The sequence below is a fragment of the Streptomyces sp. NPDC102514 genome (assembly GCF_055584525.1).
Map to the genome: position 1 here is coordinate 220,423 of NZ_JBVJLW010000010.1, position 24,680 is coordinate 245,102.

16 protein-coding genes are annotated in these 24,680 nt (G+C 72.6%); 6 read left to right on the plus strand and 10 right to left on the minus strand.

Annotation, left to right across the window (positions count from 1 at the left end):
* Positions 1–53 precede the first annotated feature (53 nt).
* Genes ACZ60E_RS25830 through ACZ60E_RS25845 form a run of 4 tightly spaced genes read right to left on the minus strand, consistent with a single transcriptional unit; the run spans position 54 to position 4,912 of the window.
* Positions 54–1,208: an XdhC family protein gene (locus ACZ60E_RS25830; protein ID WP_469443416.1), complete on the minus strand. Its 1,155-nt coding sequence runs from the start codon at positions 1,206–1,208 to the stop codon at positions 54–56.
* Positions 1,201–3,330 (minus strand): xanthine dehydrogenase family protein molybdopterin-binding subunit, encoded by a 2,130-nt coding sequence (locus ACZ60E_RS25835; RefSeq protein ID WP_469443418.1) that lies wholly within the window; start codon positions 3,328–3,330, stop codon positions 1,201–1,203. Before ACZ60E_RS25835 ends, ACZ60E_RS25830 begins: the two co-directional genes overlap by 8 nt.
* Positions 3,327–4,319, minus strand: a complete 993-nt coding sequence (locus ACZ60E_RS25840) for an FAD binding domain-containing protein (RefSeq protein ID WP_469443420.1) — start codon at positions 4,317–4,319, stop codon at positions 3,327–3,329. Before ACZ60E_RS25840 ends, ACZ60E_RS25835 begins: the two co-directional genes overlap by 4 nt.
* Complete coding sequence (locus ACZ60E_RS25845; RefSeq protein ID WP_384799361.1) at positions 4,316–4,912, minus strand: 2Fe-2S iron-sulfur cluster-binding protein; 597 nt, start codon at positions 4,910–4,912, stop codon at positions 4,316–4,318. Before ACZ60E_RS25845 ends, ACZ60E_RS25840 begins: the two co-directional genes overlap by 4 nt.
* Before the next feature lie 341 nt (positions 4,913–5,253).
* Between ACZ60E_RS25845 and ACZ60E_RS25850 the strand changes: the two genes are divergently transcribed.
* Positions 5,254–5,835 carry a TetR/AcrR family transcriptional regulator gene (locus tag ACZ60E_RS25850; protein WP_384799364.1) on the plus strand — a complete coding sequence of 194 codons (582 nt, stop codon included), beginning with the start codon at positions 5,254–5,256 and terminating at the stop codon, positions 5,833–5,835.
* Between the two features lie 36 nt (positions 5,836–5,871).
* On the opposite strand, the gene ACZ60E_RS25855 is transcribed toward ACZ60E_RS25850, so the two are convergent.
* The 3 genes from ACZ60E_RS25855 to ACZ60E_RS25865 all read right to left on the minus strand — a co-directional run bounded on the left by ACZ60E_RS25855 (position 5,872) and on the right by ACZ60E_RS25865 (position 13,139).
* Complete coding sequence (locus tag ACZ60E_RS25855) at positions 5,872–8,562, minus strand: MGH1-like glycoside hydrolase domain-containing protein (RefSeq protein WP_469443423.1); 2,691 nt, start codon at positions 8,560–8,562, stop codon at positions 5,872–5,874.
* A 153-nt stretch (positions 8,563–8,715) separates the two neighbouring features.
* Positions 8,716–9,891, minus strand: coding sequence for a cytochrome P450 (locus tag ACZ60E_RS25860; RefSeq protein WP_469443424.1), 1,176 nt, complete (start codon positions 9,889–9,891; stop codon positions 8,716–8,718).
* A gap of 158 nt (positions 9,892–10,049) precedes the next feature.
* Entirely contained in the window at positions 10,050–13,139 is a 3,090-nt protein-coding gene (locus tag ACZ60E_RS25865; RefSeq protein WP_469443426.1) for an AAA family ATPase, read from the minus strand.
* A 193-nt stretch (positions 13,140–13,332) separates the two neighbouring features.
* Here ACZ60E_RS25865 and ACZ60E_RS25870 point away from each other — a divergent pair, with 193 nt between their 5' ends.
* The gene (locus ACZ60E_RS25870; protein WP_469443428.1) at positions 13,333–16,197 is read left to right on the plus strand and encodes a helix-turn-helix transcriptional regulator; all 2,865 of its coding nucleotides are present in this window, start codon (positions 13,333–13,335) and stop codon (positions 16,195–16,197) included.
* A 71-nt stretch (positions 16,198–16,268) separates the two neighbouring features.
* Here the strand turns inward: ACZ60E_RS25870 and ACZ60E_RS25875 are convergent, their stop codons facing one another.
* A complete protein-coding gene (locus tag ACZ60E_RS25875) occupies positions 16,269–17,177 on the minus strand; it encodes a hypothetical protein (protein ID WP_384799379.1) in 909 nt (302 codons plus the stop codon).
* 405 nt (positions 17,178–17,582) lie between these two features.
* On the opposite strand from ACZ60E_RS25875, the gene ACZ60E_RS25880 reads away from it, so the two are divergent.
* The 3 genes from ACZ60E_RS25880 to ACZ60E_RS25890 all read left to right on the plus strand — a co-directional run bounded on the left by ACZ60E_RS25880 (position 17,583) and on the right by ACZ60E_RS25890 (position 20,759).
* Positions 17,583–18,161, plus strand: a complete 579-nt coding sequence (locus tag ACZ60E_RS25880) for a helix-turn-helix transcriptional regulator (RefSeq protein WP_384799382.1) — start codon at positions 17,583–17,585, stop codon at positions 18,159–18,161.
* Positions 18,162–18,291: 130 nt separating this feature from the next.
* Positions 18,292–19,245, plus strand: a complete 954-nt coding sequence (locus ACZ60E_RS25885) for an oxygenase MpaB family protein (protein WP_469443430.1) — start codon at positions 18,292–18,294, stop codon at positions 19,243–19,245.
* Positions 19,242–20,759, plus strand: coding sequence for an aldehyde dehydrogenase family protein (locus ACZ60E_RS25890; RefSeq protein ID WP_469443432.1), 1,518 nt, complete (start codon positions 19,242–19,244; stop codon positions 20,757–20,759). The genes ACZ60E_RS25885 and ACZ60E_RS25890 overlap by 4 nt, the downstream gene beginning before the upstream one ends.
* A gap of 40 nt (positions 20,760–20,799) precedes the next feature.
* Here the strand turns inward: ACZ60E_RS25890 and ACZ60E_RS25895 are convergent, their stop codons facing one another.
* Positions 20,800–21,426: a TetR/AcrR family transcriptional regulator gene (locus tag ACZ60E_RS25895; RefSeq protein WP_384799391.1), complete on the minus strand. Its 627-nt coding sequence runs from the start codon at positions 21,424–21,426 to the stop codon at positions 20,800–20,802.
* A gap of 90 nt (positions 21,427–21,516) precedes the next feature.
* On the opposite strand from ACZ60E_RS25895, the gene ACZ60E_RS25900 reads away from it, so the two are divergent.
* A complete protein-coding gene (locus tag ACZ60E_RS25900; RefSeq protein ID WP_469443434.1) occupies positions 21,517–22,656 on the plus strand; it encodes an acyl-CoA dehydrogenase family protein in 1,140 nt (379 codons plus the stop codon).
* 103 nt (positions 22,657–22,759) lie between these two features.
* Here the strand turns inward: ACZ60E_RS25900 and ACZ60E_RS25905 are convergent, their stop codons facing one another.
* The gene (locus ACZ60E_RS25905; protein ID WP_469443436.1) at positions 22,760–24,664 is read right to left on the minus strand and encodes an AMP-dependent synthetase/ligase; all 1,905 of its coding nucleotides are present in this window, start codon (positions 24,662–24,664) and stop codon (positions 22,760–22,762) included.
* Positions 24,665–24,680: the final 16 nt, after the last annotated feature.

The following is a 24,680-nucleotide window of genomic DNA, read 5'->3' on the forward strand; positions in this document are numbered from 1 at the left end:
CGGCAACCGGGCCCGGCCGTCGCGATCGACGGCCGGGCCCGGACCCATGGCCTTCAGGCGGCCTCCGCAGCCTCCGTCACGTCCCGCTGCACGCCGTCGCGGTGGATCGGGGTGCGCGTCCCCGTGAGGGGCGCGCCCGTTCCGCCGCGCCGGGCCGCGACGATCTCCGCCGCGATGGACAGGGCGGTCTCCTCAGGCGTACGGGCGCCGAGGTCGAGGCCGATCGGCGACCGCAGCCGTGCCAGCTCCGCCTCGGTGAGGCCGACTTCGCGCAGCCGCCGGTCACGGTCCGCGTGGGTGCGGCGCGAGCCCATCGCCCCGACGAACGCGACCGGCATCCGCAGCGCCTGCTCCAGCAGCGGGATGTCGAACTTGGCGTCGTGGGTGAGCACGCACAGCACCGTGCGCCCGTCGGTGTCGGTGCCCCGCAGATAGCGGTGCGGCCAGTCGACGACCAGGTCGTCGGCCTCGGGGAAGCGGGCCCGGGTGGCGAACACGGGACGGGCGTCGCACACCGTCACGTGGTAGCCGAGGAACTTGCCGGCCCGTACGAGCGCCGCGGCGAAGTCGATCGCACCGAACACGATCATGCGCGGCGGCGGCACATTGGACTCGACGAGCAGGGTGAGCCCGCCGGGGCAGTTGCTGCCGTCCTCCGAGAGGTCGAGGGTGCCGGTGCGTCCGCCGTCCAGCATCGCCCGCGCCTCGGCCGCCGCCGTCCGGTCCAGCTCCGCGAAGCCATGGCCGTACGACCCCTCGTACGAGCCGTCGGGGTGCACCAGCAGCGCCCTGCCGAGGAGTTCGGCCGGGCCCCGGACGACCCGGGCGAGCGCCCTGGGTTCGCCCGCGGTGACGGACAGCAGCGCCGAACGGAACAGCTCACGGACCGGTGCCTCTACGGCGACCGGCGTGATCATGATGTCGAGCACCCCGCCGCAGGTCAGACCGACCGCGAAGGCGTCCTCGTCGCTGTAGCCGAACCGTTCGAGGACGCTCTCGCCGTCCTGGAGCGCCTGCACGCACAGGTCGTACACCGCTCCTTCCACGCAGCCGCCGGAGACCGAGCCGATGACCGTGCCCTCGCTGTCGACGGCGAGGGCCGCACCAGGGCCGCGCGGTGCGCTGCCGCCGACGGCCACCACGGTGGCCACGGCGAACTCACGGCCCTGTTCGACCCAGCGGGTCAGCTCGTCGGCGATGTCAAACATGCGGGCCAGCCGTGATGACGCGGTCCGGCCGGATGGGCAGGTTCCGGTGGCGTACACCGGTCGCGTGCCAGACCGCGTTGGCGATCGCCGCCGCGGCGCCCACGATGCCGATCTCGCCGATGCCCTTGATGCCGACCGGGTCGTCCGGGTCCGGGTCGTCGACCCAGTCCGCCTCGACGAGGGGTACGTCGGCGTTCGAGGCGACGTGGTAGCCCGCGAGGTCGGCGCCGTACAGGGCGCCGGTGTTCCGGTCCCTGACCGCCTCCTCGTGCAGGGCCATGGAGATGCCCCAGATCATCCCGCCGGTGAACTGGCCGCGGGCCGTGAGCGGGTTGATGATCCGCCCGGCGGCGAACATGCCGAGCATGCGGCGCACGCGCACCTCTCCGGTGCCCACGTCCACGGCGACCTCGGCGAACTGCGCCCCGAAGGAGTGCCGTTCCTTCTGTGCGAGGGCCCCGACGGCGGCGGTGGTGTCCGAGCGGACGGTGATGCCCTCCGGCGGGATGCCGTCGCTCAGGGCGAGCCGCTCCCGCAGTTCGGCGGCAGCGGCCGTGACCGCCCAGGCCCAGGACCGGGTGCCCATCGACCCGCCGGCGATCATCGCCGGACCGAAGTCGCTGTCGCCGATCCGCACGTGCACCCGGTCGGTCGGCACCTCGAGGGCGTCGGCGGCGATCAGGGTGAGCGCCGTCCGGGCGCCCGTTCCGATGTCCGCGGCGTTGACGCGCACGGTGAAGGTGCCGTCGGCCTCCGCGGTCGCGGCTGCCGTGGACGGCATCGCTCCCACGAAGAAGGAGGCCGCCGCCGTGCCGGTGCCGATCAGCCAGCGGCCTTCCCGGCGCACGCCCGGACGCGGGTCCCGGTCGGCCCAGCCGAACCGGCGGGCGCCCTCCTCGAAGCAGGCGGGCAGGTTGCGCGTGCTGAACGGCAGCCCGGAGACCGGACCCACCTCGGGTTCGTTGCGCGTACGCAGCTCGATCGGGTCGATGCCGAGCTTCTCGGCGAGTTCGTCGAGGGCGGACTCCAGCGCGAACGAGCCGGGGGCCTCGCCGGGAGCGCGCATGAAGGTCGGGCTCGGCACGTCGAGCCGTACGACCCGGTTGGCGGTGTGGTGGGCGGGGGCGTCGTACATCACGCGGGCCACACCGGCACCCGACTCGATGAACTCGTGCACGGTCGAGGTCAGGCTGAGGCAGCTGTGCTCCAGCGCGCGCAGCCGTCCCTCGGCGTCCGCGCCGAGCCGGACCCGCTGGGTCGTGGGGCTGCGGTAGCCGGCGAGCGAGAACATCTGACGGCGGGTCATGATGACCCGGACGGGGCGCGACAGGGCGGTCGCGGCCATCACCGCGGCGACCTGGTGGGCGCGGACGCCCTTGCTGCCGAAGCCGCCGCCGACGTGTTCGGAGCGCACGTGCACCGAGGCCGGGTCGAGCGAGAAGAGACTGGCGAGTTCGGCCGCGACCCAGATCGTGCCCTGGTTGGAGTCCACGACCTCAAGACGGCCGCCGTCCCACAGGGCGGTCGCCGCGTGGGGCTCCATCGAGTTGTGGTGCTCTTCGGGCGTGGTGTATTCGGCGTCCAGGACGACGGCGGACGCGGCCAGTTCGGCTTCGAGGTCGCCCTTCTCCGTCACCGCGGGGCCGCCGGGGCCGGGGATGGAGTACGCGTCGGGGTGCTCCGCGGCGAAGGCGACGTCGTGCGCCTCCTCCTCGTAGTGCACCACCAGTGCCTCGGCGGCCTCCCTGGCCTGCTCGGAGGTCTCGGCGACGACCAGCGCCACCGGCCAGCCCGCGTGCGGCACCCGGTCGTGCTGGAAGACGGCGATGGTCGGGTCCGGCGGCATGCCGAGCATGCCGTCGTAGTCGGTGTCGACGCGCGGGGCGTTCCCGTGGTGCAGGACGGCGAGGACGCCGGGCATGTCGAGGACCGGGCCGTCCTCCACCGAGCTGACGCGGCCCCGGGTGACGGTGGACAGCACCAGCCAGCCGTGGGCCAGTTCGGTGAAGGGGATCTCGGCCGCGTAGCGGGCCGCTCCGGTGACCTTGTCGCGGCCCTCCACACGGGTGTGCGCGGTGCCGACGGCCGGTACCGCCCTGATTCCGGTCGTGGTGGTGGTCATCGGGTGGCCTCCTCGGCGAGTTCGCTCAGTACGGCGACGACGAGGTTGCGCATGAGTGTCACCTTGTATCCGTTGTGCGGCAGCGGCCGGGCGGCCGCCAGTTCGGCGTCTGCGGCGGCGGCGAAGGCGGCGGCGTCGACCGGTCCGCCGGTCAGGGCGGCTTCGGCCGCGCGGGCGCGCCACGGCCGGGACGCGACGGCCCCGAAGGCGAGGCGCACCTCGTGCACGACGCCGTCCCGGACGTCGAGCGCGGCGGCGATCGAGCCGATCGCGAAGGCGTACGAGGCCCGCTCGCGCACCTTGCGGTAGCGGGAGTTGGCCGCCACCGGCGCGGGCGGCAGGACGACGCCGGTGATCAGCGCTCCCGGCGGCAGGGCGGTCTCCAGGTGCGGGGTGTCGCCCACCGGCAGGTAGAAGTCGGTGAGGGGCAGGACGCCCGGTCCGTCGGCCGTCTCGTAGGTGACGACGGCGTCGAGGGCCGTCAGTGCCACACCGAGGTCGGAGGGGTGGGTGGCCACGCAGTGGTCGGAGGCGCCGAGGATGGCGTGGTTGTGGTGCTCGCCCTCGATGGCGGGGCAGCCGCTGCCGGGGTCGCGCTTGTTGCACGGCTTGGTCACGTCGGCGAAGTAGCCGCAGCGGGTGCGCTGCAGCAGGTTCCCGCCGACGGTCGCCATGTTGCGCAGCTGCCCGGAGGCGCCGGCGAGGACCGCCTGGGTCAGGGCCGGGTAGCGGCGGCGCACGTCGGGGTGCGCGGCGAGATCGCTGTTGGTGACGGTCGCGCCGATGCGCAGCCCGCCGTCCTCGGTCGACTCGATGCGGTCCAGCGGCAGTTCGCGTACGTCGACGAGCCGGCCGGGGCGTTCGACACCGGTCTTCATCAGGTCGACGAGGTTGGTGCCGCCGCCGAGGAAACGGGCGTCCGGGTCGGCGTCGAGCAGTGCGAGGGCGCCGGAGACGTCGAGGGCCCTCTGGTATCCGAACTCCTTCATGCCGCTGCCCCTTCGTGCTCGGTGCCCTGCTCGGCCTGGGCGGCCCGTGCGGCGGCGTCGGCCTCGGCCGCGCGGGCGACGGCCTGGACGATGGACACGTACGCGCCGCAGCGGCACAGGTTGCCGCTCATGCGTTCGCGGATCTCGTCGGGGGTCAGGGGCGGCGGTCCCGCTTCGGGGCGTACGTCGTCGGTGACGGCGCTCGGCCAGCCGGCGGCGTGCTCCTCGATGACGGCGACGGCGGAACAGATCTGGCCAGGTGTGCAGTAGCCACACTGGTAGCCGTCGAGGTCGAGGAAGGCCTGCTGTACGGCGTGCAGCTGGTCGCCCTCGGCGACGCCCTCGATGGTGGTGATCTCCCGGCCCTCGGCCGCCACCGCCAGGCTCAGGCAGGCGACGGCCCGGCGTTTGTCGATCAGGACCGTACACGCCCCGCACTGCCCCTGGTCACAGCCCTTTTTGGTGCCGGTCATATCGAGGCGTTCACGCAGGGCGTCGAGCAGGGTGGTGCGGTGGTCGACGGTCAGGGAGTGCTTCTCGCCGTTGATGTTCAAAGTGACGGCGCTGTACGTCGACGGGGGCGCTGTGGCCATGATCAGCCTTCTTTCACATTCCCGGGCCGTCCCACGGGGACTGTCCGGCAGGCAGAGAGAACGGAAAAACGCTATAGACGTAAGAGACGCGAAGAAGCGTCGGAACGAGGGCCGGGGGTGGTGTCGGGTGGGGGGACGGCGCCCCGCGCGGCGGCGGCGGGCCGGAAGCGTGCATGATGCAAGCAGGCAGGACCGCGGCCGGCCACCGCCATCTGTCCAGGCAGGACGGCCCGCCGGTAAGGTGTACCTAACCGGACAACTGTCCGCTCACGAGAAAACGTAGTGGACACCTGTCCGCTTAGCAAGGACGGGATTCGGCCACGAACCCGCGAGGAGGACGCGTGGGGCACAAGAAGGACGCACCTCTGCGCTCGGACGCGCAGCGCAACCGCGAACGCATCCTGGAAGTGGCCGTGGCCGAGCTGACGCTCTGCGCGGACGCCCCGCTCAGCGTCATCGCCAAGAAGGCGGGCGTCGGGCAGGGCACGTTCTACCGCAATTTCCCCAACCGTGAGGCGCTCGTCCTGGAGATCTACCGCCACGAGATGCAGCAGGTCGCCGACGCGGCGTGCGAGCTGCTGCACACCCACGAGCCGGAGCGGGCGCTACGCGAGTGGATGGACCATCTGGCCCGGTTCGCCATGACCAAGGCGGGTCTGGCGGACGCGATCCGGCAGGCCACCAGCGCGCCCGGCGGCCCGGCGAAGCCGGAACCCACTCCGGTGGCGTCCGCCGCGCTGCTGCTGCTGCGCACGAACGAGGAGGCCGGCACCATCCGCCCCGGGGTGACCGAGGACGACTTCCTCCTCGCCATCGCCGGGCTCTGGCAGCTCGACCCCCACGGCGACTGGCAGCCGCGCGCGGCCCGTCTCCTGGACTTCGTCATGGACGGGCTGCGCGCGGGGGCACCGGGCCGCAGGTGAGGCCGCCCGGTGCCCGCCGTGCTCAGGGCGAGGGACTCAGGACAGGGGTTCCTCGCGCAGGGCGCCCCAGTCCTCTGAGCCCACCTGGTGGAACAGGGTCGCGGTGACCGCGGCCAGACCGGTCCAGCCGGTCTGGTGGGACGCGCCGAGGCCCGCCCCGTCGTCGCCGTGGAAGTACTCGTAGAACAGCAGCAGATCCTTCCAGTGCGGGTCCTTGGCGAACTTGGCCTGGGCGCCGTGCACCGGGCGATGGCCGTCGGGGCCGCGCAGGAACGTCGCGGTGAGCCGGCCGGAGATCTCACGGGCGACCTCGTAGAGGTTCATCCGCCGTCCCGAGCCGGTCGGGCACTCCACGGTGAACTCCTCACCGTGATACGCGTGCAGGTTCAACAGGGCCCGGATCAGCAGGATGTTGACCGGGAACCACACCGGGCCGCGCCAGTTGGAGTTGCCGCCGAACATGCCCGAGTCGGACTCGGCGGGCAGATAGCCGACCCCGTACGTCTGCCCCTTGACCTGGAAGCTGTACGGGTGCTCGGCGTGGTGGCGGGAGAGCGAGCGGATGCCGTACGGGCCGAGGAACTCCTTCTCGTCGAGCATGCGGGCCAGGACGCGCCGGAGCCGGTCAGGGCCGAACAGGGCGAACAGGTGCCGTCCGCGCACACCGGGTCCCGCGGTCTGCTGTGCGGACACCACGGCCTGCACGGCGGGGTGCCGGTCGATGAACTCCTTGGCCCCCGCGACCAGTTCGGGGAAACGCTGGTCGGCCCAGCCGCCGACCACGCTGGTGGCGGCGAGCGGGATCAGCCCGACCAGGGAGCGCACCCTGAGCCGGACCGCCTCGCCGTCGGGCAGCCGCAGGACGTCGTAGAAGAAGCCGTCCTCCTCGTCCCACAGGCTCTCGTTGTCCCGACCCAGGCGGTTCGTGGCGACCGCGATCCACGCGAAGTGCTCGAACAGGGTCTGCGCCTGCTCCACGTACACCGGGTTGTCGACGGCCAGTTCGATGGCGATCTCCAGGAGGTTCTGGCAGTACAGCGCCATCCAGGCGGTGCCGTCTGCCTGGTCGAGCTGGCCGCCCGTCGGCAGGGGTGCGCTGCGGTCGAAGACACCGATGTTGTCGAGGCCGAGGAAGCCGCCCTGGAAGACGTTGTTGCCGTCGACGTCCTTGCGGTTGAGCCACCAGGTGAAGTTCTTCATCAGCTTGAGGAAGGCGTTCTCCAGGAAGGCGCGGTCGCCGTGTCCGGTGCGCTGCTTCTCCAGCTCGTAGACGAAGAGGGTCGCCCAGGCGTGCACCGGCGGGTTGACGTCGCCGAAGTTCCATTCGTACGCGGGGATCTGGCCGTTGGGGTGCAGATAGAGGCGGCGCAGGAGCAGGTCCAGCTGCCCCTTGGCGAACCCGATGTCGACCATCGCGAGGGCGAGGGTGTGGAAGGCGAGGTCCCAGGCCGCGAACCACGGGTACTCCCAGGTGTCCGGCATCGACATGATCTCGTCGTTGACCATGTGGTACCAGGCGCTGTTGCGCAGGCGGGGGTCGGCGCCGAGCGGGTCGACGCCGTGCTCGGCCAGCCAGCGCTCGACGTCGAGGTGGTAGTACTGCTTGCTCCACAGCATCCCGGCCAGTGCCTGCCGGACCAGCCGCCGCTCGTCCTCGCTCGTCCCGTCCGGGACGACCCCGTCGTAGAAGATGTCGGCCTCGGCCCGGCGGTCCGCCATCACCTGGTCGAACTCGCTCCAGGGATCGGTGAGTTCGGTGGCGTCCGTCAGCCGCAGGCGGATGCGGGCGCTCCCGCCGCCGGGCACGGTGTGCACGCTGTGCAGGGCCGCCTTGGTGCCGGTCCCGGCGGGGTCGACGGCCGCCGTGTCGCCGTGGACGACGTGACGGCCGATGCCGTCCTTGACGTACGGGGTGGGGTTCGGACTGCCGAAGACGCGCTCGTCGTTGGTCTCGTTCCCGGTGAACAGCGCCGGGGCGTCGCTCTCGCAGTACAGCCGGCGTGCGCCCAACTCCTCGTGGTCCGCGCGGATTCCGCCGGGCACCCGCCGCAGAGCCGGCACGGCGGTGCCACCGGCCCAGGACCAGGTGTGCCGGAACCAGAGCGTCGGCAGCAGATGGAGCGTGGCCTCGTCCGGGCCGCGGTTGTGCGCGGTGATCTCGACCAGCAGATCCTCCGGGCCCGCCTTCGCGTACTCGACGAACACGTCGAAGTAGCGGTCCGCGTCGAAGACACCGGTGTCCAGCAGCTCGTACTCGAAGTCCTTGCGGCCCCGGGCCCGGTTGGTGGCGACGAGATCACCGTAGGGGAACTCCCCCTGCGGGTACTTGTAGAGGAACTTCATGTACGAGTGGGTGGGGGTGCTGTCGAGGTAGAAGTAGTACTCCTTGACGTCCTCGCCGTGATTGCCCTCGCTGTTGGTCAGGCCGAACATCCGCTCCTTGAGGATCGGGTCGCGGCCGTTCCACAGGGCCAGGGCGAAGCACAGCCGCTGCTTGTCGTCGCTGACACCGGCGATCCCGTCCTCGCCCCAGCGGTAGGCGCGCGAGCGCGCCTGGTCGTGGGTGAAGTACGCCCAGGCCTCCCCGTCGGAGCTGTAGTCCTCGCGGACCGTCCCCCACTGCCGCTCGCTCAGATACGGCCCCCAGCGCCGCCAGGGCGCCACCCCCTCGTCGGCCTCGGCCAGCCGCCGCCGCTCGACGTCCGGTGCGCCCCTGTCAGTTGTCATCGCCCGTCCTCCTCACAGCCCGGCACGTGCGTCCACCATCGGACCGTTCCGGGCGGGCCGCAATGCACCGCGGGAAGGTCGGCCGCACGACTTCGGCGGACGATCGCACTCCGCTGACCAGCGGGGACGGCGGCCGGCCACAGTGACGGCCGGTCAGGCTGGGCTGCCCCAGAGCACTTGGAGGCCGAGCGGCTTGCGGAAGACCAGACCGTACGGGGCGGTGGGGTGGGCGGGGTCGAGGCGCAGGGCGGGGAGACGTTCGAGCAGCTGCCTCAGGGCGATACGGGTCTCCAGGCGCGCGAGATGGGCGGCGAGGCAGTAGTGCGGGCCGTGGGCGAAGGCCAGCTGGAGCCGCGCGTTCTCGCGGCGGACGTCGAACCTGTCGGGGTCGGCGAAGACGTCGGGGTCGCGGTTGGCTCCGGCCAGGGAGACGGTGACCAGGTCGCCGCGGCGGACGGTGACCGGGCCGAGGACGGTGTCGCGGGTGGCGTAGCGGTCCACGACGGCCGCGCCCGGTTCGAGGCGCAGGGACTCCTCGATCGCGCCGTCCAGCAGGTCGGGGTCGGCGCGGACGAGGGCGAGCTGGTCGGGGTGGTTCAGCAGATGCAGCAGCGCGTTGGTGATCATGCCCTCGGTGGTCTCGATGCCGCCGAACATCAGGACCGCCGCGTTGGACGCCACCTCCGCCGGGGTCAGCCGTCCGGCGGCGGAGACGAGGAGCGAGGCCGCGTCCCGGTCGGCGACGGTGGCCTCCACGGCTGCCCGCAGCTGTGCGTAGGCCGCGGTGCCGGCGGGACCGGCCGCCTGTCCTGCGGTGATGTCCGAGACCGCCGCCACGATGGAGTCGTACCAGGACAGGACCGTGGCGGTGCTCGTGCCGACCAGCCCGAGCGCCTCGGTGACGACGGCCACCGCGAGCGGACCGGCGAAGGCGCGTCGCAGGTCGGCGGTACCGGCAGGTGTCAGTGCGGTGATGAGCCGGTCGCTCTCCCCCTCGATGAACGAGGCGAAGCCGTCATGGACCGCCCGGGGGCGGAAGGGGGCGGTGAAGGGCTCACGGTGGCGGGCGTGCGGGTCACCGTCCAGGGACAGCATGCTCGGCCCGACGACCTGCGCGGTGGAGAACCGGGGGTCGTCGACCGTGAAGGTCTCGGCGTCCCGCATCACGCTCATCGCGAGGTCCCGGCGGGTCACCAGCCAGCCGTCCAGCTCGGGCAGCCAGGACACGGGCTCGTGAGCACGCAGCAGCGCCAGGCGGGCGTGGGGGTCCCGGGTGAGTTCGGCGAGGGTGGTCGCGGCGCCGAGGGGCGAGGAGGCGACGGCGTTCATCGCGGGGTCCGGCGGCGCGCGGTCCGGGCGGGTATGGGGTATCCGATCACACGCAAGGCTAACAATCGCCGTTCGGTCCCGGTTCGGTGCGTACGCGGGCCCTGCTCGGATCGTGGTCAGCCCTGCTCGGGCCGTACTCAGTTCTGTTAGGGCCGTACTCAGTTCTGTTCGGCCGCTCCCCGGTGGACGCGGTAGTTGGTGAGCACGGCGGTGACCACCTCGGTGCGGGACCGCAGCCCGGTGCGGGCGAAGAGCCGGGTGAGGCGGTTGGCGACCGCGTCCTCGCTGAGCCGCAGCACCGTGGCGATCTGCCGGTTGGTGAGTCCTTCGGCGATCAGGGTCGCGAGCAGCTGTTCGTTCTCGGCGGTGGCCTGTCGGCGCCCGGGGACGGTGGTTCCGGCCTCGCGCATGGCGGTCCTGGTGTGGAAGCGCGGCAGGGCGGCGCCGGCCTCGCCGAACAGTTCGTACGCCTCGTGCAGCAGGGCGGGCGGGCCGGTGCCCGCGTCCGCGGCGGCGACGAGGGTCACCGCGGTCTCGTACGGCTGACGGCGGGAACGGGCCAGTTCAAGAGCCTCGCGCAGGTTGTCGTGGACCGTGCCGAACGGGTCGGGGCCGTGCTGTCGCTGGACGTGGGCCGACGCGAGCAGATACCTCAGTCGTGTCCTCGCGTCACCCGTGCGGTCGGAGATCAGTCGCAGGTGTCGCAGACAGGCCGCCGCCTCACCCCCGCGTCCTTCCTCCGCGTGCGTCTCGGCGAGTGCGGCCCACAACTCGTCGGTGCCGGCGATCTGGCCGCGGACCGCTGCCGCGTCCAGGCCGCGGCGCAGTACCTTCTCGGCACCGGCCGGATCGCCGAGGGCCCGCAGCAACTCCGCTTCGACGGCGTCCAGGGAGTACTCCAGCGGACCCTCCCCGTGACCGTGCGCGGCGTCCCCGCGCACACTGTCGAGGAGACGGCGGGCGCTCGTGGGGCGGCCCCGGGCCAGCAGGACGGCGGCGGTCCGCGCCGGGACCAGATGGCTGTCCGCCGCGGGGGTGCTCGTCTGGTTGTTCGCCAGCATCCAGCGGGCCGACTGCAGTGCCTCGTCCCAGCGGCCCTGGAGATGGCGCCACAGGAACAGGCTGCGCGGGGCCAGCAGGTCGGCCGTCAGTCCCTGTGCGTCCAGCAGGGCTTCGGCCGCGCGCAGGTCACGGCCGCTGAGCAGTTCGTCGAACATGGTGGTGGCGAGGGCGTGGACATGGCCGGTGTCGAGGTACGGGGCCTCCGGGAAGGCCAGTGATGCGCGGAAGCGTTCCGGGCGGCCCAGTGCCAGTTCCGCCACGGCCCGGAAGTAGGCGGGCTTCGCCCGGGCATGGGCGTCGGTGGCCCACACGCGCTCGGTCCGCGACAGCAGTTCCAGTACCTCCTGCCACCGCTCCAACTGGCTCAGGGCGAGGGCCCGGCCGGTCACGGCGGCCAGTTCGGGCAGCCGCAGCTCGTCCCACCATCGCGCCGTGGCCAGCCGGGACAGGGCCCGCCAGTCCAGGTCGTTGGCCGTCGCCGCCGTGAAGAGGCTGGCGGTGTCCTGCAGCGCCCGGGGGTCGAGGACGTCCGCGAGGTTGCGCAGGACGGACTCCGCGATGGTCCGGGCGGTGTGGTGGTCGCCGGCGTTGTAGGCGGCCTTGGCGTACCGGTGCAGGGCCGCGACCCGGTCGGCGGGCCGCTCGACGAGGTGGCCGGCCGCCCGGCACCAGCGGAGCACTCCCCTGCCTTCGGAGTCGGGGTGCAGTCTCCGCGCGGCGGCCGTCAGTTCGGCGACCGCGCGGTCGCGGTCGACGAGCGATCCGGCCTCCGCAACGCGGTCCGCGAGGTAGGCCACCGCGTCCGCCTCGTCCGGCAGGGCCACGAGCACGGGTCTTCGCGGGTACGGTGTGGCGCCTTCCGTGCCCTCCCTGTCCTCCGTGTCCTCCGCGCTCACCGCGTCCTGCTCCGCCCACAGCGCCTCCACCGCGGTGGCGGACAGCCGGCTGCGCTCCAACGGCCCGAGCCGCTCCCGAACGGCATGCGCCACGACCGGCAACCGAAACCGCCGGCCGGACCGGCCGGGCGGGGTGGTGTCGTCGGGCCCTGGGTCGTCGTCGGTGACGGCGACGACGGCGCGGGCCGGGGATTCCGGGCCGGCCGGTGCCGGGAAGGGTTCCGTGATGTCCGCGTCGGTCAGGGCGTGGAGTGCGTCGCTCACCGTGTCCGCGGGCAGGCCGGTCGACGTCGCGATCAGCCGCGGGGCCCGGCCTCCCAGCGGCCACAGGATGCTCAGGGCCCCGGCCACCGTGCGGCACGGCTCGCCCAGGGCGTCCAGCGCCGTCATGAACCGGTCGTCGTCCGACAGCACCGGCGTCGGTCTGCGCGCACCGACGAAGGCGTGGCCGTCGGCCACCCTGATCGCGCCCTGCCGCGTCCACCCGGTGAGCAGCGCGTCGACCGCACCGGGGACCCCGAGGGTGAGCTCCCGCACCCGCCGGGCCAGCGTCGTGTCGGGCGTGGCGCGCAGCCTGCGTGCCACCACGGTGGTGGTCTCCTCCGGTCCGAGCCGGGACAGGACGACCGTGTGGGTCCCGGCGGCCCTCTCCCACCCGGTCGCCCTCGGCTCACCGCGTCCCACTTCGGAGGCCAACAGCCGTACGGTGTGCGGCACGCGCGCGAAATCGGTCTCCCGGAGCACGGCCAGCGAACCGGCGTCGGCGTACTGGAGGTCGTCCACCACCACGACCACGGGCGCGGGTGCGGGCGCGGAGGCGGGCCCGGATACGGCCGCGGGCCCGGATACGGCCGCGGGCCCGGGTTGTGTGAGGGCGGCGCGCAGCAGTCCCGCCATGGCCGTCCCGTCACGCTGCTCGGCCGCCCGCAGGGCCTCGGCGGCCGGCCGCGTGGACCGTTGGTGTGCCGCGGCCGGGCGGTGCTCTTCCAACGCCATGACCAACCGCAGCGCCAGCAGGAACGGCCGTACGTCGTCGCCGGGTACGCAGCCCACGGTGAGCACGGCCGTCCCCTGCGCGCGGAGCAGTTCACCGACCGCGTGCACGAACTCGGTCCGCCCGATGCCCCGTTCACCGCGGACGAGCACCAGGCGCGGCCCGTCCGGATCGCCCAGCCGGCCATGGACCTCGTCCACCTGCCCTTCGCGGCCGACCGGTCGACCGGCGGTACGGTCCAGGCTCACGGCCGTACCCCCGTGCAGCAGCCAGGGGGTTCCGGACGGGGCAGTCATGGTCCACCGCGCTCTCCTCGACGACAGGTGCCGGGCGGGCGGTGACCCACGTTCGGAGAGCGCCGTCGGCCGGCCCTTCGTCCGGGCCTCCGGCCGGCGAAAGCCATTATGGTCATGTGCCGGAGGCCCTTTACATGTGGTCGTTTCCGCTGGTCGTTTCCGTCCGGCGAGGACCGGATCAGGAGGCGTGGGCGTGCACGACGACGGACCTGTCGGCGGACCTGTCATAGGCAGGGACGGCGAGATCCGGGAGGTGACCCGGACCCTGCTGTCCACCGGTGACCCGGCACGCGTCCTGCTGGTCGTCGGCGCCGCCGGAACGGGCAAGACCGCCGTCCTGGAACACGCCCGGCGAGCGGCGGCCGAGGAGGGCGCCAAGGTCCTGCGGCTGCGCTGTCACGACAGCGGGAGCACACCCGGCGCCCCCGCCCTGTCCGACGCCGTCCACGCCGCACTCGCCAAGGTCCCCCACCGCCGGAACACGGTCCGCGTCAGCGGCGCCCGCCGCACCTCGCGCCAACCCACGCTCCCGTACGGCGAGTTGAGTCAGCTCGCCGCGCTGAGCGAGACTCTCACGGACACCGCCCGCGACACCCCTTTCGCGCTGGTGATCGACGACGTCGAGCGCCTGCCGTCGGCCACGGCCGCCGCCCTGAGCCTGCTCGTACGTGTCTTCCGCCCGGCCGGAGTGCCGATGGTCATGGCCGGCCGACCGGTACCCCCGAGGGACGGCGGAGCCTCCCAACTGGCCTCGGCGGCAGACCGGTTGCTCGAACTGCCGCCGCTGCGTCCCGCCGACGTCGAAGCCCTGATGGTGCGCGGGCTCGGCCGCCCGGTCGAGCCCGCACTGGTGACGGCGGTACTGCGCGCGCTGGGCCCGATGGCAGGCACCCCCGAAGCCGTACTGTCGGTGCTGGACTCGATGGACGGGCACGGCGGCCTCCTCGAACTCGGCGGCCATGTCTGTCTGACCGAACCGGAACAGGCACTGCGGCTCACCACGGACACGGCACGCCTGACGCGGCTCTGCTGGCCCGGCGGACCCCCGGACAACGCCGACCTGGACGCGGCCGCCGCGGTCGCCCGCGCCCTGGAACACGCCGAGATACGGTTCGACGATCTGCACCGGCTGAAGCCGGGAGGCCCCCGGCGGGCCGGCCTCGTCGACCGGGCCCTGACACCGCTGGTCGGGGACGGAATCGTGACCGTGGACGAGGACGGCCGGGCGTCCTTCGCCGTCCCTGCGCTCGCCGCGGCACTGCGCGCCCTGCCCACCCACCACGACGTGTCGTCGTTGCACGCCCTCATCACCAGATCACTGAGCGACCGGCTCGGCGCGGAGACGGCGGGGGGCGGATATCCCCGTCTCGCCGACCACGTGACCGCCGCCGGGGCCGAGTTGGACGACGTGCTCGCGGTGGACGTGCTGCTGGCGGCGGCCCGTACGGACGCCAGATCCGACTGGCCGCGGTCAGTCCGCGCCTACGCCTCGGCCCTGGGCCGCCTGACCCCGTACGACCGCAGGACGCCCGAAGTGCTGTACGAGTCCGCCGAACTGAGCCTGCGCCACGCCGACCACCCCGGTGCGCTGGCGCTGGGCGCACCACTGCTCGCCTGTCTCGACGCGGATCGAGACCGGGATCGTCTGGTGTTCGTCACCGAGGTGTGGGCGCTGGCGGCACTGCACGAACACCGGCTGCCGAACGCCGACGACTCCGGCACCCAGGACACCGGTGTTCCGGAACACCTGGCTGCCGTGGAGGGATTCACGGCGCTGACCGGTCCGTACGGGATGGGACGGGTCGCCGACCGGGTCGCGCGCCCGCCGGAGGACGGGGCCCGGCCGACTGTGCGCCGCCCAGTCACCACCGGCCACCGGTCCGGAACCGGGCCGCTCCCCTCGCCCGCCGAACTACGGCTGCTGGCCGCCGCCTCGGGTGGACATGCCGAACTGCTGGAGACGTCGAGCGCCCTGCCGCCGGAAGCGAACGGCGCGCACACCATGGACCGGCTGCGGCACGCGGCCACCCACGCGGACCTCGCCGACGCCCTGGCGGCCGTGCTCGGCGATCGGTACACGGGGTCGGGGGACAGCACCGCCGCGCGGTACCACGCCATGGTCCGCTCCTATCTGGACGGCGACTGGGACCGGGCCCTCTCGGCCGCCCGCCGGATCGAGGCACGCAGCAGGACCCGTGGCACGCAGGCCGGGACCGCGCAGTGCGCCCGCGCGCTGGCAGCCGAAATCCACGGCGCGCGCGGGGAGTTGGGGCACGCACGGGCCTGGCTGGAGCTGATTCCCGACGGCGTGACCCACCCTCTCGTGGCCTGGGCCAGGATGAGCCTGCGGTACTGGTCGGGCCAGGCGGCGGAGGCGTTGGAGGGAGCCCGCGAGGACGTACGGCGGGCCCGCCGGGACGGTCTGCTGTCGGGCATCGAGAAGGTGCTGCTGCGGTATCTGTCGTACGCCCTGCTGGAGGGCATGCCGCGGGCCATGCACCGGACGCTGGACGAAATGGAGGCGCTGCACGAGGAAGTGGGCTCCGCCATGACCCGCGAGACCGTGCTGCTGGGCCGGGGGCTGGTGCACGGAGAGGTGGACGGCGCGCTGGCCGCCCTGCGGTCGGTGGACCAGCGGGGTGATGTGTACCTGGGCCTGCTCTGCCGGCTGTGCCTGGTGGAGATCGGCGACGACTCCGACCGGCGGCTGGCCGAGGCCTCGTACCTCGCGCAGTCGCTGGGGATCGGGCGCGCCACCCGTACGACGCTGGGGCACATGGCGCGGCGGCGGAGTCTCGTACTGCCGAGACTGCGGCCGGCCAGGGACCGGTTGAGCGAGGCGGACGTCCGGCTGACCGTGCTGGTCAGCGACGGGGCGACCAACCGGCAGATCGCGGCGCGGCTGGCGTCGAGCGAGAAGACCGTGGAGCGGCGGCTGACGCAGCTGTTCCAGCGCACCGGGTGCCGTTCCCGGGCGGAACTGGCCGCGGCCTGGCTGGACGGCAGCCTCGCCGACCGCGGCCTGGTGCCGGACGGTGGGCCCGGCACCGCCCGGTGACCGACGGGTCGGGAGGATCGAAAAGGTCGGACGGGTCGAACCGTTCGGACGGGTCTGACGGGTCTGACGGGTCAGGAGAAGCGGGCCGTGTGGGTGTCGACCAGGACACCCAGGCGGCCGGTGTCCAGGGAGCCGTCCGTGTTCACCGCGATGTGCCATTCCGCGTCGGTGATCCAGCCGAGGACCAGCAGCGCGTCGGTCTCGCGCAGCGGCGCGTCGACCCATCTCTCGTCGCGGAACTGGGCGGCGGTGACGACGAAGAGCCGGCGGGTGTGCGTTCCGCCGGCCGACGCTCCCCCGGACCGCCCGGCGTTCTCGTGGCCCGGGGCCTCCTTGTGGGCCAGGGCCTCCTTGCGGGTGGCCGCGGGGTACAGCCGGGCCGACCGCGCGCCCAGTCCGTCGGTCACCGGAGGGGTGGTCGCCGAACCCACCAGGACGACCGTGGCGAGATGCCCGACCGGTCCCGAGACGACTTCGGTGATGACGGCCTGCGCCAGCCGCAGCACCTCGTGGTCGTCACCCGTCAGGGCGATCGGCCCCGACAGCTTCGCGAGGTCCACCAGCACCCGCTCTCCCCTGTACAGGCCGAGGGTGACGGTCAGGGAGTACGGATGCGTGGGTCTGCCACCGGAGGTGCCGGTCGCCCGCAGGCTCGCCGGGTCCACCGACCACTCCTTGCCCGAGACGTCCGACGTCCACGGTGAGGGCGCCGCCCCGTCGGCGTGTGCGAGCTGCACGGTGAGCCGCTGTCCCGAGTGGACGACCGTCTGCACCTCGGGCAGTCGGCGTGCGTCGTGTGCGCGCCCCTCGGCCAGGGCCTGCAGACCCAGGGCGACGGCCTCCAGCACCTTCCGGTCGGCGCCCGGCCCCGCGGTACGGGCCTGTCCGGAGGAGGAACCGAGTTTCCGCCGGGTCAGTACGGCGGCGGCCCCGAGCAGCGCCAGGCCGAGCACCACGAACAGGACAAGGGACACGATCATGGGGCTACCTTTGTTGCTAGAAGTGCCGGAACTTGCGGGGCGCTGCCGGGAGTTGCCCGGAGCGGCCAGGAGTGGTCACGGGCCGCACGGCATCCCGCACGCACGCTCCGGCAACCGGAGTGCGTCGGAACGCGCTCTCACCCCATCGTCGTGCGGCCGGCTCCCGCGGTGAAGCGGTCCTCGCGAACCTTGCCGTTCCGTACAGGAAGTTCTTGCGCGCCTCCGGCTGAGCCGCCTTGCGCGGAGCCGTCCCTCACCGGCTGCTCGCGCCAGGTTTCCCTCGGTTGTGGGTGAGGGGGCCTTCGGTACGGCTGTCCGATCTCCGCAGGTGGCAGCATCAGCCCCGGAACCATCTGGACGACCGCATTCCTCATGGGCGACCACAGGCGCGAGGCGGGAGGGCCCATGCCCCAGCAGGTACTCACCGAGTCCGTGCGCGTGGCGATCCACGCGCCCGCGCCCTTGGTACGTGCCGGGCTGGCCGGCTTCGTCGCCCTCGACCCCCGCCTGCACGAGCTGCCGCGGGACAGGACCCGTGAGGCAGACGCGATCGTGGTCGCCATGGAGGTGGCGGACTCCTCCGCGCTGGACCTGCTCCCCCGCCTGAGCGACGAACCCGACGCACGCTTCCTGGTGGTCGTGGGCAAGCAGTGGCGGGCCGACCTGGCAGCGGCACGGGAGCGGGGCGTACGCGCCGTCGTGTGGTGGGACTTCTGCAGCCCGGACGTCTTCGCCCGGACCGTACGGGCGGTGGCGGGCAGCGACGGGAGCGCTCCCACGCCCGCGCACGCACCCAAGCTGACCTCCCGTGAGGTGGACGTGCTGCGTCTCATCGCGGAGGGAAAGCAGTGCGACGAGATCGCGGTCGAACTGTCCTACTCCGAACGCACGGTGCGATACATCCTGTACGGGGCCATGAAGCGCACCCGGACCCGCAACCGCGCGCACGCCGTGTCCTATGCGATACGGGCCGGACTGATCTGAACGGTCACGGCCGGGGCGATGCGTCGCCCCGGTAGGCGTGTCGGGAGTATTGACGCGACTCGTGAAACAAGTCGATAGTTTTTGTATCTTCGACTCACCGTCGCCAGGCGCCCTGCGAAAGGGACTCCCCATGGGCCGCTACAGCCGGCTCCACCGCATCGAGCAGATGGACCCGCAACAGGACTACGAAGAGATCTTCCGCCTCATCACCGCGTACGAGTTCCCCTGGGACTACCTCCAGGGTGTCTCGGTCGCCTTCCTGCGCGACTACGGCGTGCCCCGCATCTCCCAACTCCTGGACCACACGCAGGAGTTCGAGCGCTCCGGGCAGAAGCGGTACGACGACACCGTGCTGATCGCCCACGAGATCGTGCGCGACGGCATGGACTCCGAGCACGGCAGGGCGGCGGCCCGCCGTCTCAACCGTATCCACGGCCGCTACCGCATCGCCAACGAGGACTATCTCTACGTCCTGGCCACCACCGTCGTCGGCCCCAAACGCTGGATCGACCGGTTCGGCTGGCGGCCGTTGTCGCCGCAGGAGACCGAGAGCCTCGCACTCGTCGGGCGGCGCCTGGGCGAGATGATGGGCATAGCCGAACTCCCCCGCGACTACGCGGAATTCGCCCACCTCCACGACTCCTACGAGCAGCGGATGTTCGCGTACGACCCGGCCAACCGGCGGGTCGCGGCAGCCACGTTGAGGGTCGTCACCCACTGGTACCCCACCTGGCTGCGCCCGTTGGTGGCGCGCGCCTCCCTCGCCGTGCTCGACGAACCGCTGCTCACCGCACTGGGCTTCCGGCCGCAGCCGCGCCGGGTGCGGACCGCCACCCACCGCGCGTTACGGGCCCGGGCCGCCCTGGTGCGCCGGCTGCCACCCCGGCCCGCCTGGCACCCGTACCGGCCCAAACCCCGTACGTACCCCTTCGGCTGGACGCTGGACGACCTGGGTCCGCACTGGTCCCACTCCAGGCCGCTGCGGCCGCTGTCGGACGAGGACGGCAGCCGCCCCTCCTCGGACGCGAACGGACACCACACCCCACCGGCCGGTGGCGGTCCCACACACCAGGAGCTTCGATGACCGGCACGGACCAGGACGCGGCGCCACGCCCCGCCACCTTCACCGTCCGCTCCCCCGCCACCGGCGATCCCGTCGGCGAGCACCCGGTCCACGGTCCAAAGGAGGTGGCCGGCGCCGTGGAACGGGCCCGGACCGCCGCGACCGGCTGGGCCGCGCTCCCCGCGGCGCACCGCCGCGCACACCTGCTGCGGTGGAAGCACCGGCTCGCGTCCTCGCTCGACACCGTCGCGGGGACGATCGCGGCGGAGACGGGCAAGCCGCACGGCGACGCGGTCCTGGAGGTCGTCCTCACCCTGGAGCACCTGAACTGGGCGGCCCGCAACGCCGACCGCGTGCTCCGGCGGCGGCGCGTACGAAGTGGTCTCCTGGCGGCCAACCAGCGGGCCTCCGTGGTCCATCGGCCGCTCGGCGTGATCGGGGTGATCGGCCCCTGGAACTACCCCCTCTACACACCGATGGGTTCCATCGGCTACGCGCTGGCCGCCGGCAACGCCGTGGTGTTCAAGCCGTCCGAGCACACCCCCGGTACGGGCGCGCTGCTGGCCGAACTCCTGGACACGGCGGTGCCCGAGCACGCCGGTCTGCTCACCACCGTGACCGGCGCGGCGGCGACGGGCGAGGCGCTGGCCCGCTCGGGCGTCGACAAGGTGGCGTTCACCGGGTCCCCCGGGACCGCACGCAAGGTCATGGCCGTGTGCGCGGGGTCGCTGACGCCGTTCCTCGCCGAGTGCGGCGGCAAGGACGCGACGATCGTCACGGCCGACGCGGACCTCGACGCGGCGGCCGAGGCCGTCGTGTGGGGCGCGATGAGCAACGCCGGACAGACCTGCGCGGGCGTCGAACGCGTCTACGTCCTACGGGAGGTGTACGACCCGCTGTGCCGCAAGGTCGTCGAGCGGGCCGGTGCGCTCCGGACCGGTCCCGTACCGGATGCCGTCTACGGTCCGATGACGATGCCCGCCCAGACGGCCGTGGTCCGGCGGCATGTGGAGCAGGCGCTGGCGGGCGGTGCGCGTGCCCTGCTGGGCGACGCGGCCTCGATATCGGTCTCGGACTCCGGGGCGTTCGTCACGCCGGTCGTCCTGGCCGATGTGCCGGAGGACTCGCCGGCGATGACCGAGGAGACCTTCGGGCCGGTCGTGGCGATCAACGCGGTGACGAGCGTGGACGAGGCGGTGCGGCGCGCCAATGCCTCGCCCTACGCGCTGGCCGCCTCGGTGTTCAGCCGTGACCGGCGGGCCGGTGCGGCGATCGCCGCACGGCTGCGGGCCGGAGCGGTGTCCGTCAACTCCGTGCTCGGCTTCGCCGGTGTCCCGGCCCTGCCGTTCGGCGGCTCCGGGGAGTCCGGCTTCGGACGGATCCACGGCGCGGACGGGCTGCGGGCGTTCACCGCGCCCCAGTCGGTCACCGTGCAGCGCTTCGCCCCACCGGTGAACCTGACCTCCTTCAGCACGCCCGCGGCTGCCCGGGAACGCGCGGTCGCGGCGGCGAAGTGGCTGCACCGGCACCGCTGACGGCCCGGAAGGCCTTGGCCGTGCGGGGCGATACGGGCCGTCAGGCGTCCAGGAGCGGGGCGAGATAGCGGCGGGCGAAGGCGCGGGCCTGGTCCTCGTCCTCCATCTCGATGCAACTCGACGGGTTCAGCAGGAAGGAGACGGCGACACGGACCATGAGTTCGGCGACCGGCCGGGGGTCGGAGTCGCCGCGTCCCTCGACCTGCTGGGCGCGGAGCAGATGTGCCGTCAGATAGTCGCAGGTGGCCTCCAGGGAAGGACCTCCCTGGACGGTCAGATAAGGCAGTACCACTTCGGGTTCGAGGCGCAGCAGGCCGCCGAAGAGCGGGTGTGCCCTGGTGTGCCGCAGCGCCACCACGAAGCCCTCGACGACCCGCTCCTGCATGGTCGGCAGGCCCGCAACCGCCGTGTCGAGTGTTTGGAAGAACCTGCTGCCCTCGCGCAGCAGGCAGGCCTCGACCAGTCCGTCCTTGGTCTGGAAGCGGCGGTAGACCGTGACCCTGGAGACCCCGGCCCGCTTGGCGACGTCGTCCATGGAGGAGCGGCGCAGGCCGAACGTCGTGAACTGTTCCAGCGCGGCGTCCAGGATGCGCCGCGCCACCTTTTCCTCCGTCTCCGGGCGGGCGATGGCCCGGGCGAGCAGGGAGTCGTTCGCAGAAGTCGTCATGGTGCTCCTCACGATACCGCCCGAGATCCACCCAAGAGACGGTGAAACATCTACCATCTCTTTGTAACCGTCCGAAACCCGGAGGACCTCATGGGCAGTCGACTCACCCCGGAACAGTCCGACTTCGTCGCGGCGGTCCGCGACTTCGCCAAACGCGAGTGCGGCACACGTGAACAGCGGGACGAGCTGACCGGGGGCGGCCGCGACCGGCACCACCCCGGCCTCTACGGCAGGCTCGCGGAAATCGGCTGGCTCGGAGTGTGTCTGCCCGAGGAGTACGGCGGTTCCGGCGGCGGAGTGGCCGACGCCTGTCTCTTCCTTGAGGAGACGTCGTACGGAATGGTCCCGGCTGGCGGTTTCGTCACCAGCGTCATCACCGCCAAGGCGTACGAACGGTTCGGCACCGAACGGCAGAAGCGGCAGGTGCTCACGGGTGTCGGGCGGGGCCGGGTCCTCGCGATCGCGATGTCCGAACCGGGCGCCGGCTCCGATGTGGGGGCGCTCACGTGCCGCGCGCGGCGCGGCCCCGACGGGGACTGGGTGATCGACGGTCAGAAGACCTGGATCTCGAACGCCCATATCGCCGACAGCATCCTGCTGGTGGCCCGGACCTCCGGGGACAAGCACGCGGGGCTCACCATGTTCCACCTCCCGGCCGACACACCCGGCGTGGAGATCCGGGGCATCGAGACCATGGGCGGGCGCGAGGTGAACGACGTCCACCTCGCCGGGGTCCGGCTGCCCGCCGACGCGGTCGTCGGGGAGGTCGACAACGGCTGGCGGCAGCTGATGGCAGGCCTCGACCACGAGCGGCTCTTCCTTGCCGCCTCCATGCTCGGCCTGGCCCGCCGCGCGTTCGACGACGCCGTCGGATACGTACGCGAACGTGAGCAGTTCGGCCGTCCCGTCGGCTCGTTCCAGGCCCTGCGCCACCGGATCTCCGACCTCGCCACGGAGATCGAGTGCACCCGGCTGCTGGTGCGCGAGGTGGCCCTGGACTGCGACGCCGAACCGGAGCGGCGGTTCTCGCGCGAGGCGTCCATGGCCAAGCTCAAGGCCACCGAGACCGCCAAGCGGGCGGCCCTGGAAGGCATGCAGATGATGGGCGGCTACGGCTACGCCACCGAGTACGACATGGAACGCCATCTGCGCGCCGCGGTCGTCTCCACCGTCTACGGCGGGACGAGCGAGATCCAGCGGGACGTGATCGGCAGGACCTACGGGCTCTAGGGCGTGTCCGCAAAGTCCCGCCTGCCGGGCACCGGCGGACGGCGGGCGCCCCACCCCTTCCGCGGAGTGGGGCGCCCGCCGTCACGCATGCCTGGCCCGGCGGTCAGTCCTCGTACAACTCCCCCAGCGCGACGGCGTACTTGTCCCGGATGACCCGGCGCTTCATCTTCAGGGACGGGGTCAGCTCCCCCGTGGCCGGGCCCCACTCCTCCGCGAGCAGCCGATACCGCTTGACCTGCTCGGTGCGGTTCAGCCGCGCGTTGGCCGCCGCCACCGCCCGGTCCACTTCCTCCCGTACGACCGGATGCGCCGCCAGGGACGCCAGCGCCCCGGGGCCGGTGTCCTTGTCGATGCCGTGGGCCTCGGCCCAGGCGGGGGCCGCCTCCGCGTCGAGCACCAGCAGCGCCACGAGGTAGGAGCGGTTGTCGCCGTGCACCAGGGCCTGGCCGATCAGCGGGTGCTCCTTGAGGGCGTTCTCCACGAGCGCCGGGGAGACGTTCTTGCCCGTCGACGTGACGATCATTTCCTTCTTGCGGTCGGTGAGCCACAGATAGCCGTCGTCGTCGAGACGGCCGATGTCACCGGTCCGCAGCCAGCCCTCCTCGTCCACCACCGGCCCCACCGTGCCGTCCTCGCGCAGATAGCCGGAGAACACGGTCGAGCCGCGCACCTCGATCTCACCGTCCCCGGCGACACGGACCTCCACGGACGAGACGGGACGCCCCACCGAACCCAGCCGGAAGCCGGTGCGCGGGCTGTTGGTGGTCGCCACTCCCGTGGTCTCCGTGAGCCCCCACGCGTCCATGATCACGATGCCGAATCCGGCCCAGAACCGCACCACGTCGATCGACATGGGAGCCGAGGCGCTGGCCGCCCAGCTGATCCGGTCCAGGCCGCCCGCGGCCAGCAACGGCAGCAGTACCTCGGTCCGTTGCCGGGCATAGGCCTCTTCGAGTGCGGCGGGCGGCCGCTCGCCCCGCTCCCGGTACCCGACGTGCTCCCGGGCCACCCGGGTGGCCTCCTCGATCGCCGCCTGCTGTTCCGCGGGCAGCCGCGGCAGTACGGCCCGGACGGCCGCCGCCAGCTTCTCCCAGACCCGCGGTACGCCGAAGAACTGGGCCGGGCGCACCTTGCGCACGATCCCGGCCACGCCCGTCGGGTCGGCGCACAGGTGGACGTGCGAGGCGCGGTGGACGGGCAGGTAGATGCCGAGCATCCGTTCGGCGATGTGGGCGAAGGGCAGGTAGCAGATGTGCTCGACGTGCGGCGGCAGTTCGACCACCTCGTCCAGCGCCGACGCGTTGGCCAGCACATGGCGGTGGTTGAGGACGACGCCCTTGGGCTCACCGGTGGTCCCCGAGGTGTAGACGACCGTCAGCGGGTCTTCGGGGCGTGCGGCGTCCAGGGTCTTCTCGAACCGCTCCGGCACCGGCTCCCGCCCCAGGGCGGCATAGGGGAAGTGGCTGCCCTCCTCGCCGGCTTCCACCACGACGATCCGGTCCAGCGGAACACCGACGTCCGCCAACAGCGGCTCCCAGAGGGCCACTTGAGCGGCCCCCTCGACGACGGCGACCCGGGCCCGGCAGTTGCGGGCGATGTGGGCGACCTGTTCGGGGGCGGAGGTGCCGTAGACGGTGACCGGTACGGCACCGAGGCGCACCAACGCCAGGTCGGAGAGCCAGTGTTCGGGCCGGTTGGCCATCATGAGCAGCACGTGGTCGCCGCGGCCCACGCCGAGTGCCGCGTAGCCCGCCGCGAGGCGGGTGGTGTGGTCCCTGGCCTGCGCCCAGGTCAGGGTGACCCAGCCGTCCTCGTCCGGGCCGGCGCCGCCCGGTCCACTGCTTTCCGGGCCACTGTCGTCCGGGCCGGTGTCGTCCAGCCCAGTGCCGCCCGGCGCCTGCCAGGAGAGGGCGGGCAGTCGGGCGTACAGACGCGCGTTGCGTTCCAGCAGCAGCGGCAGGGTCTGTTCGGCGGGGGGTCGTGCCGGGAGTTCGGTTGTCACAGCCACTCCTTGACGCGCTCCA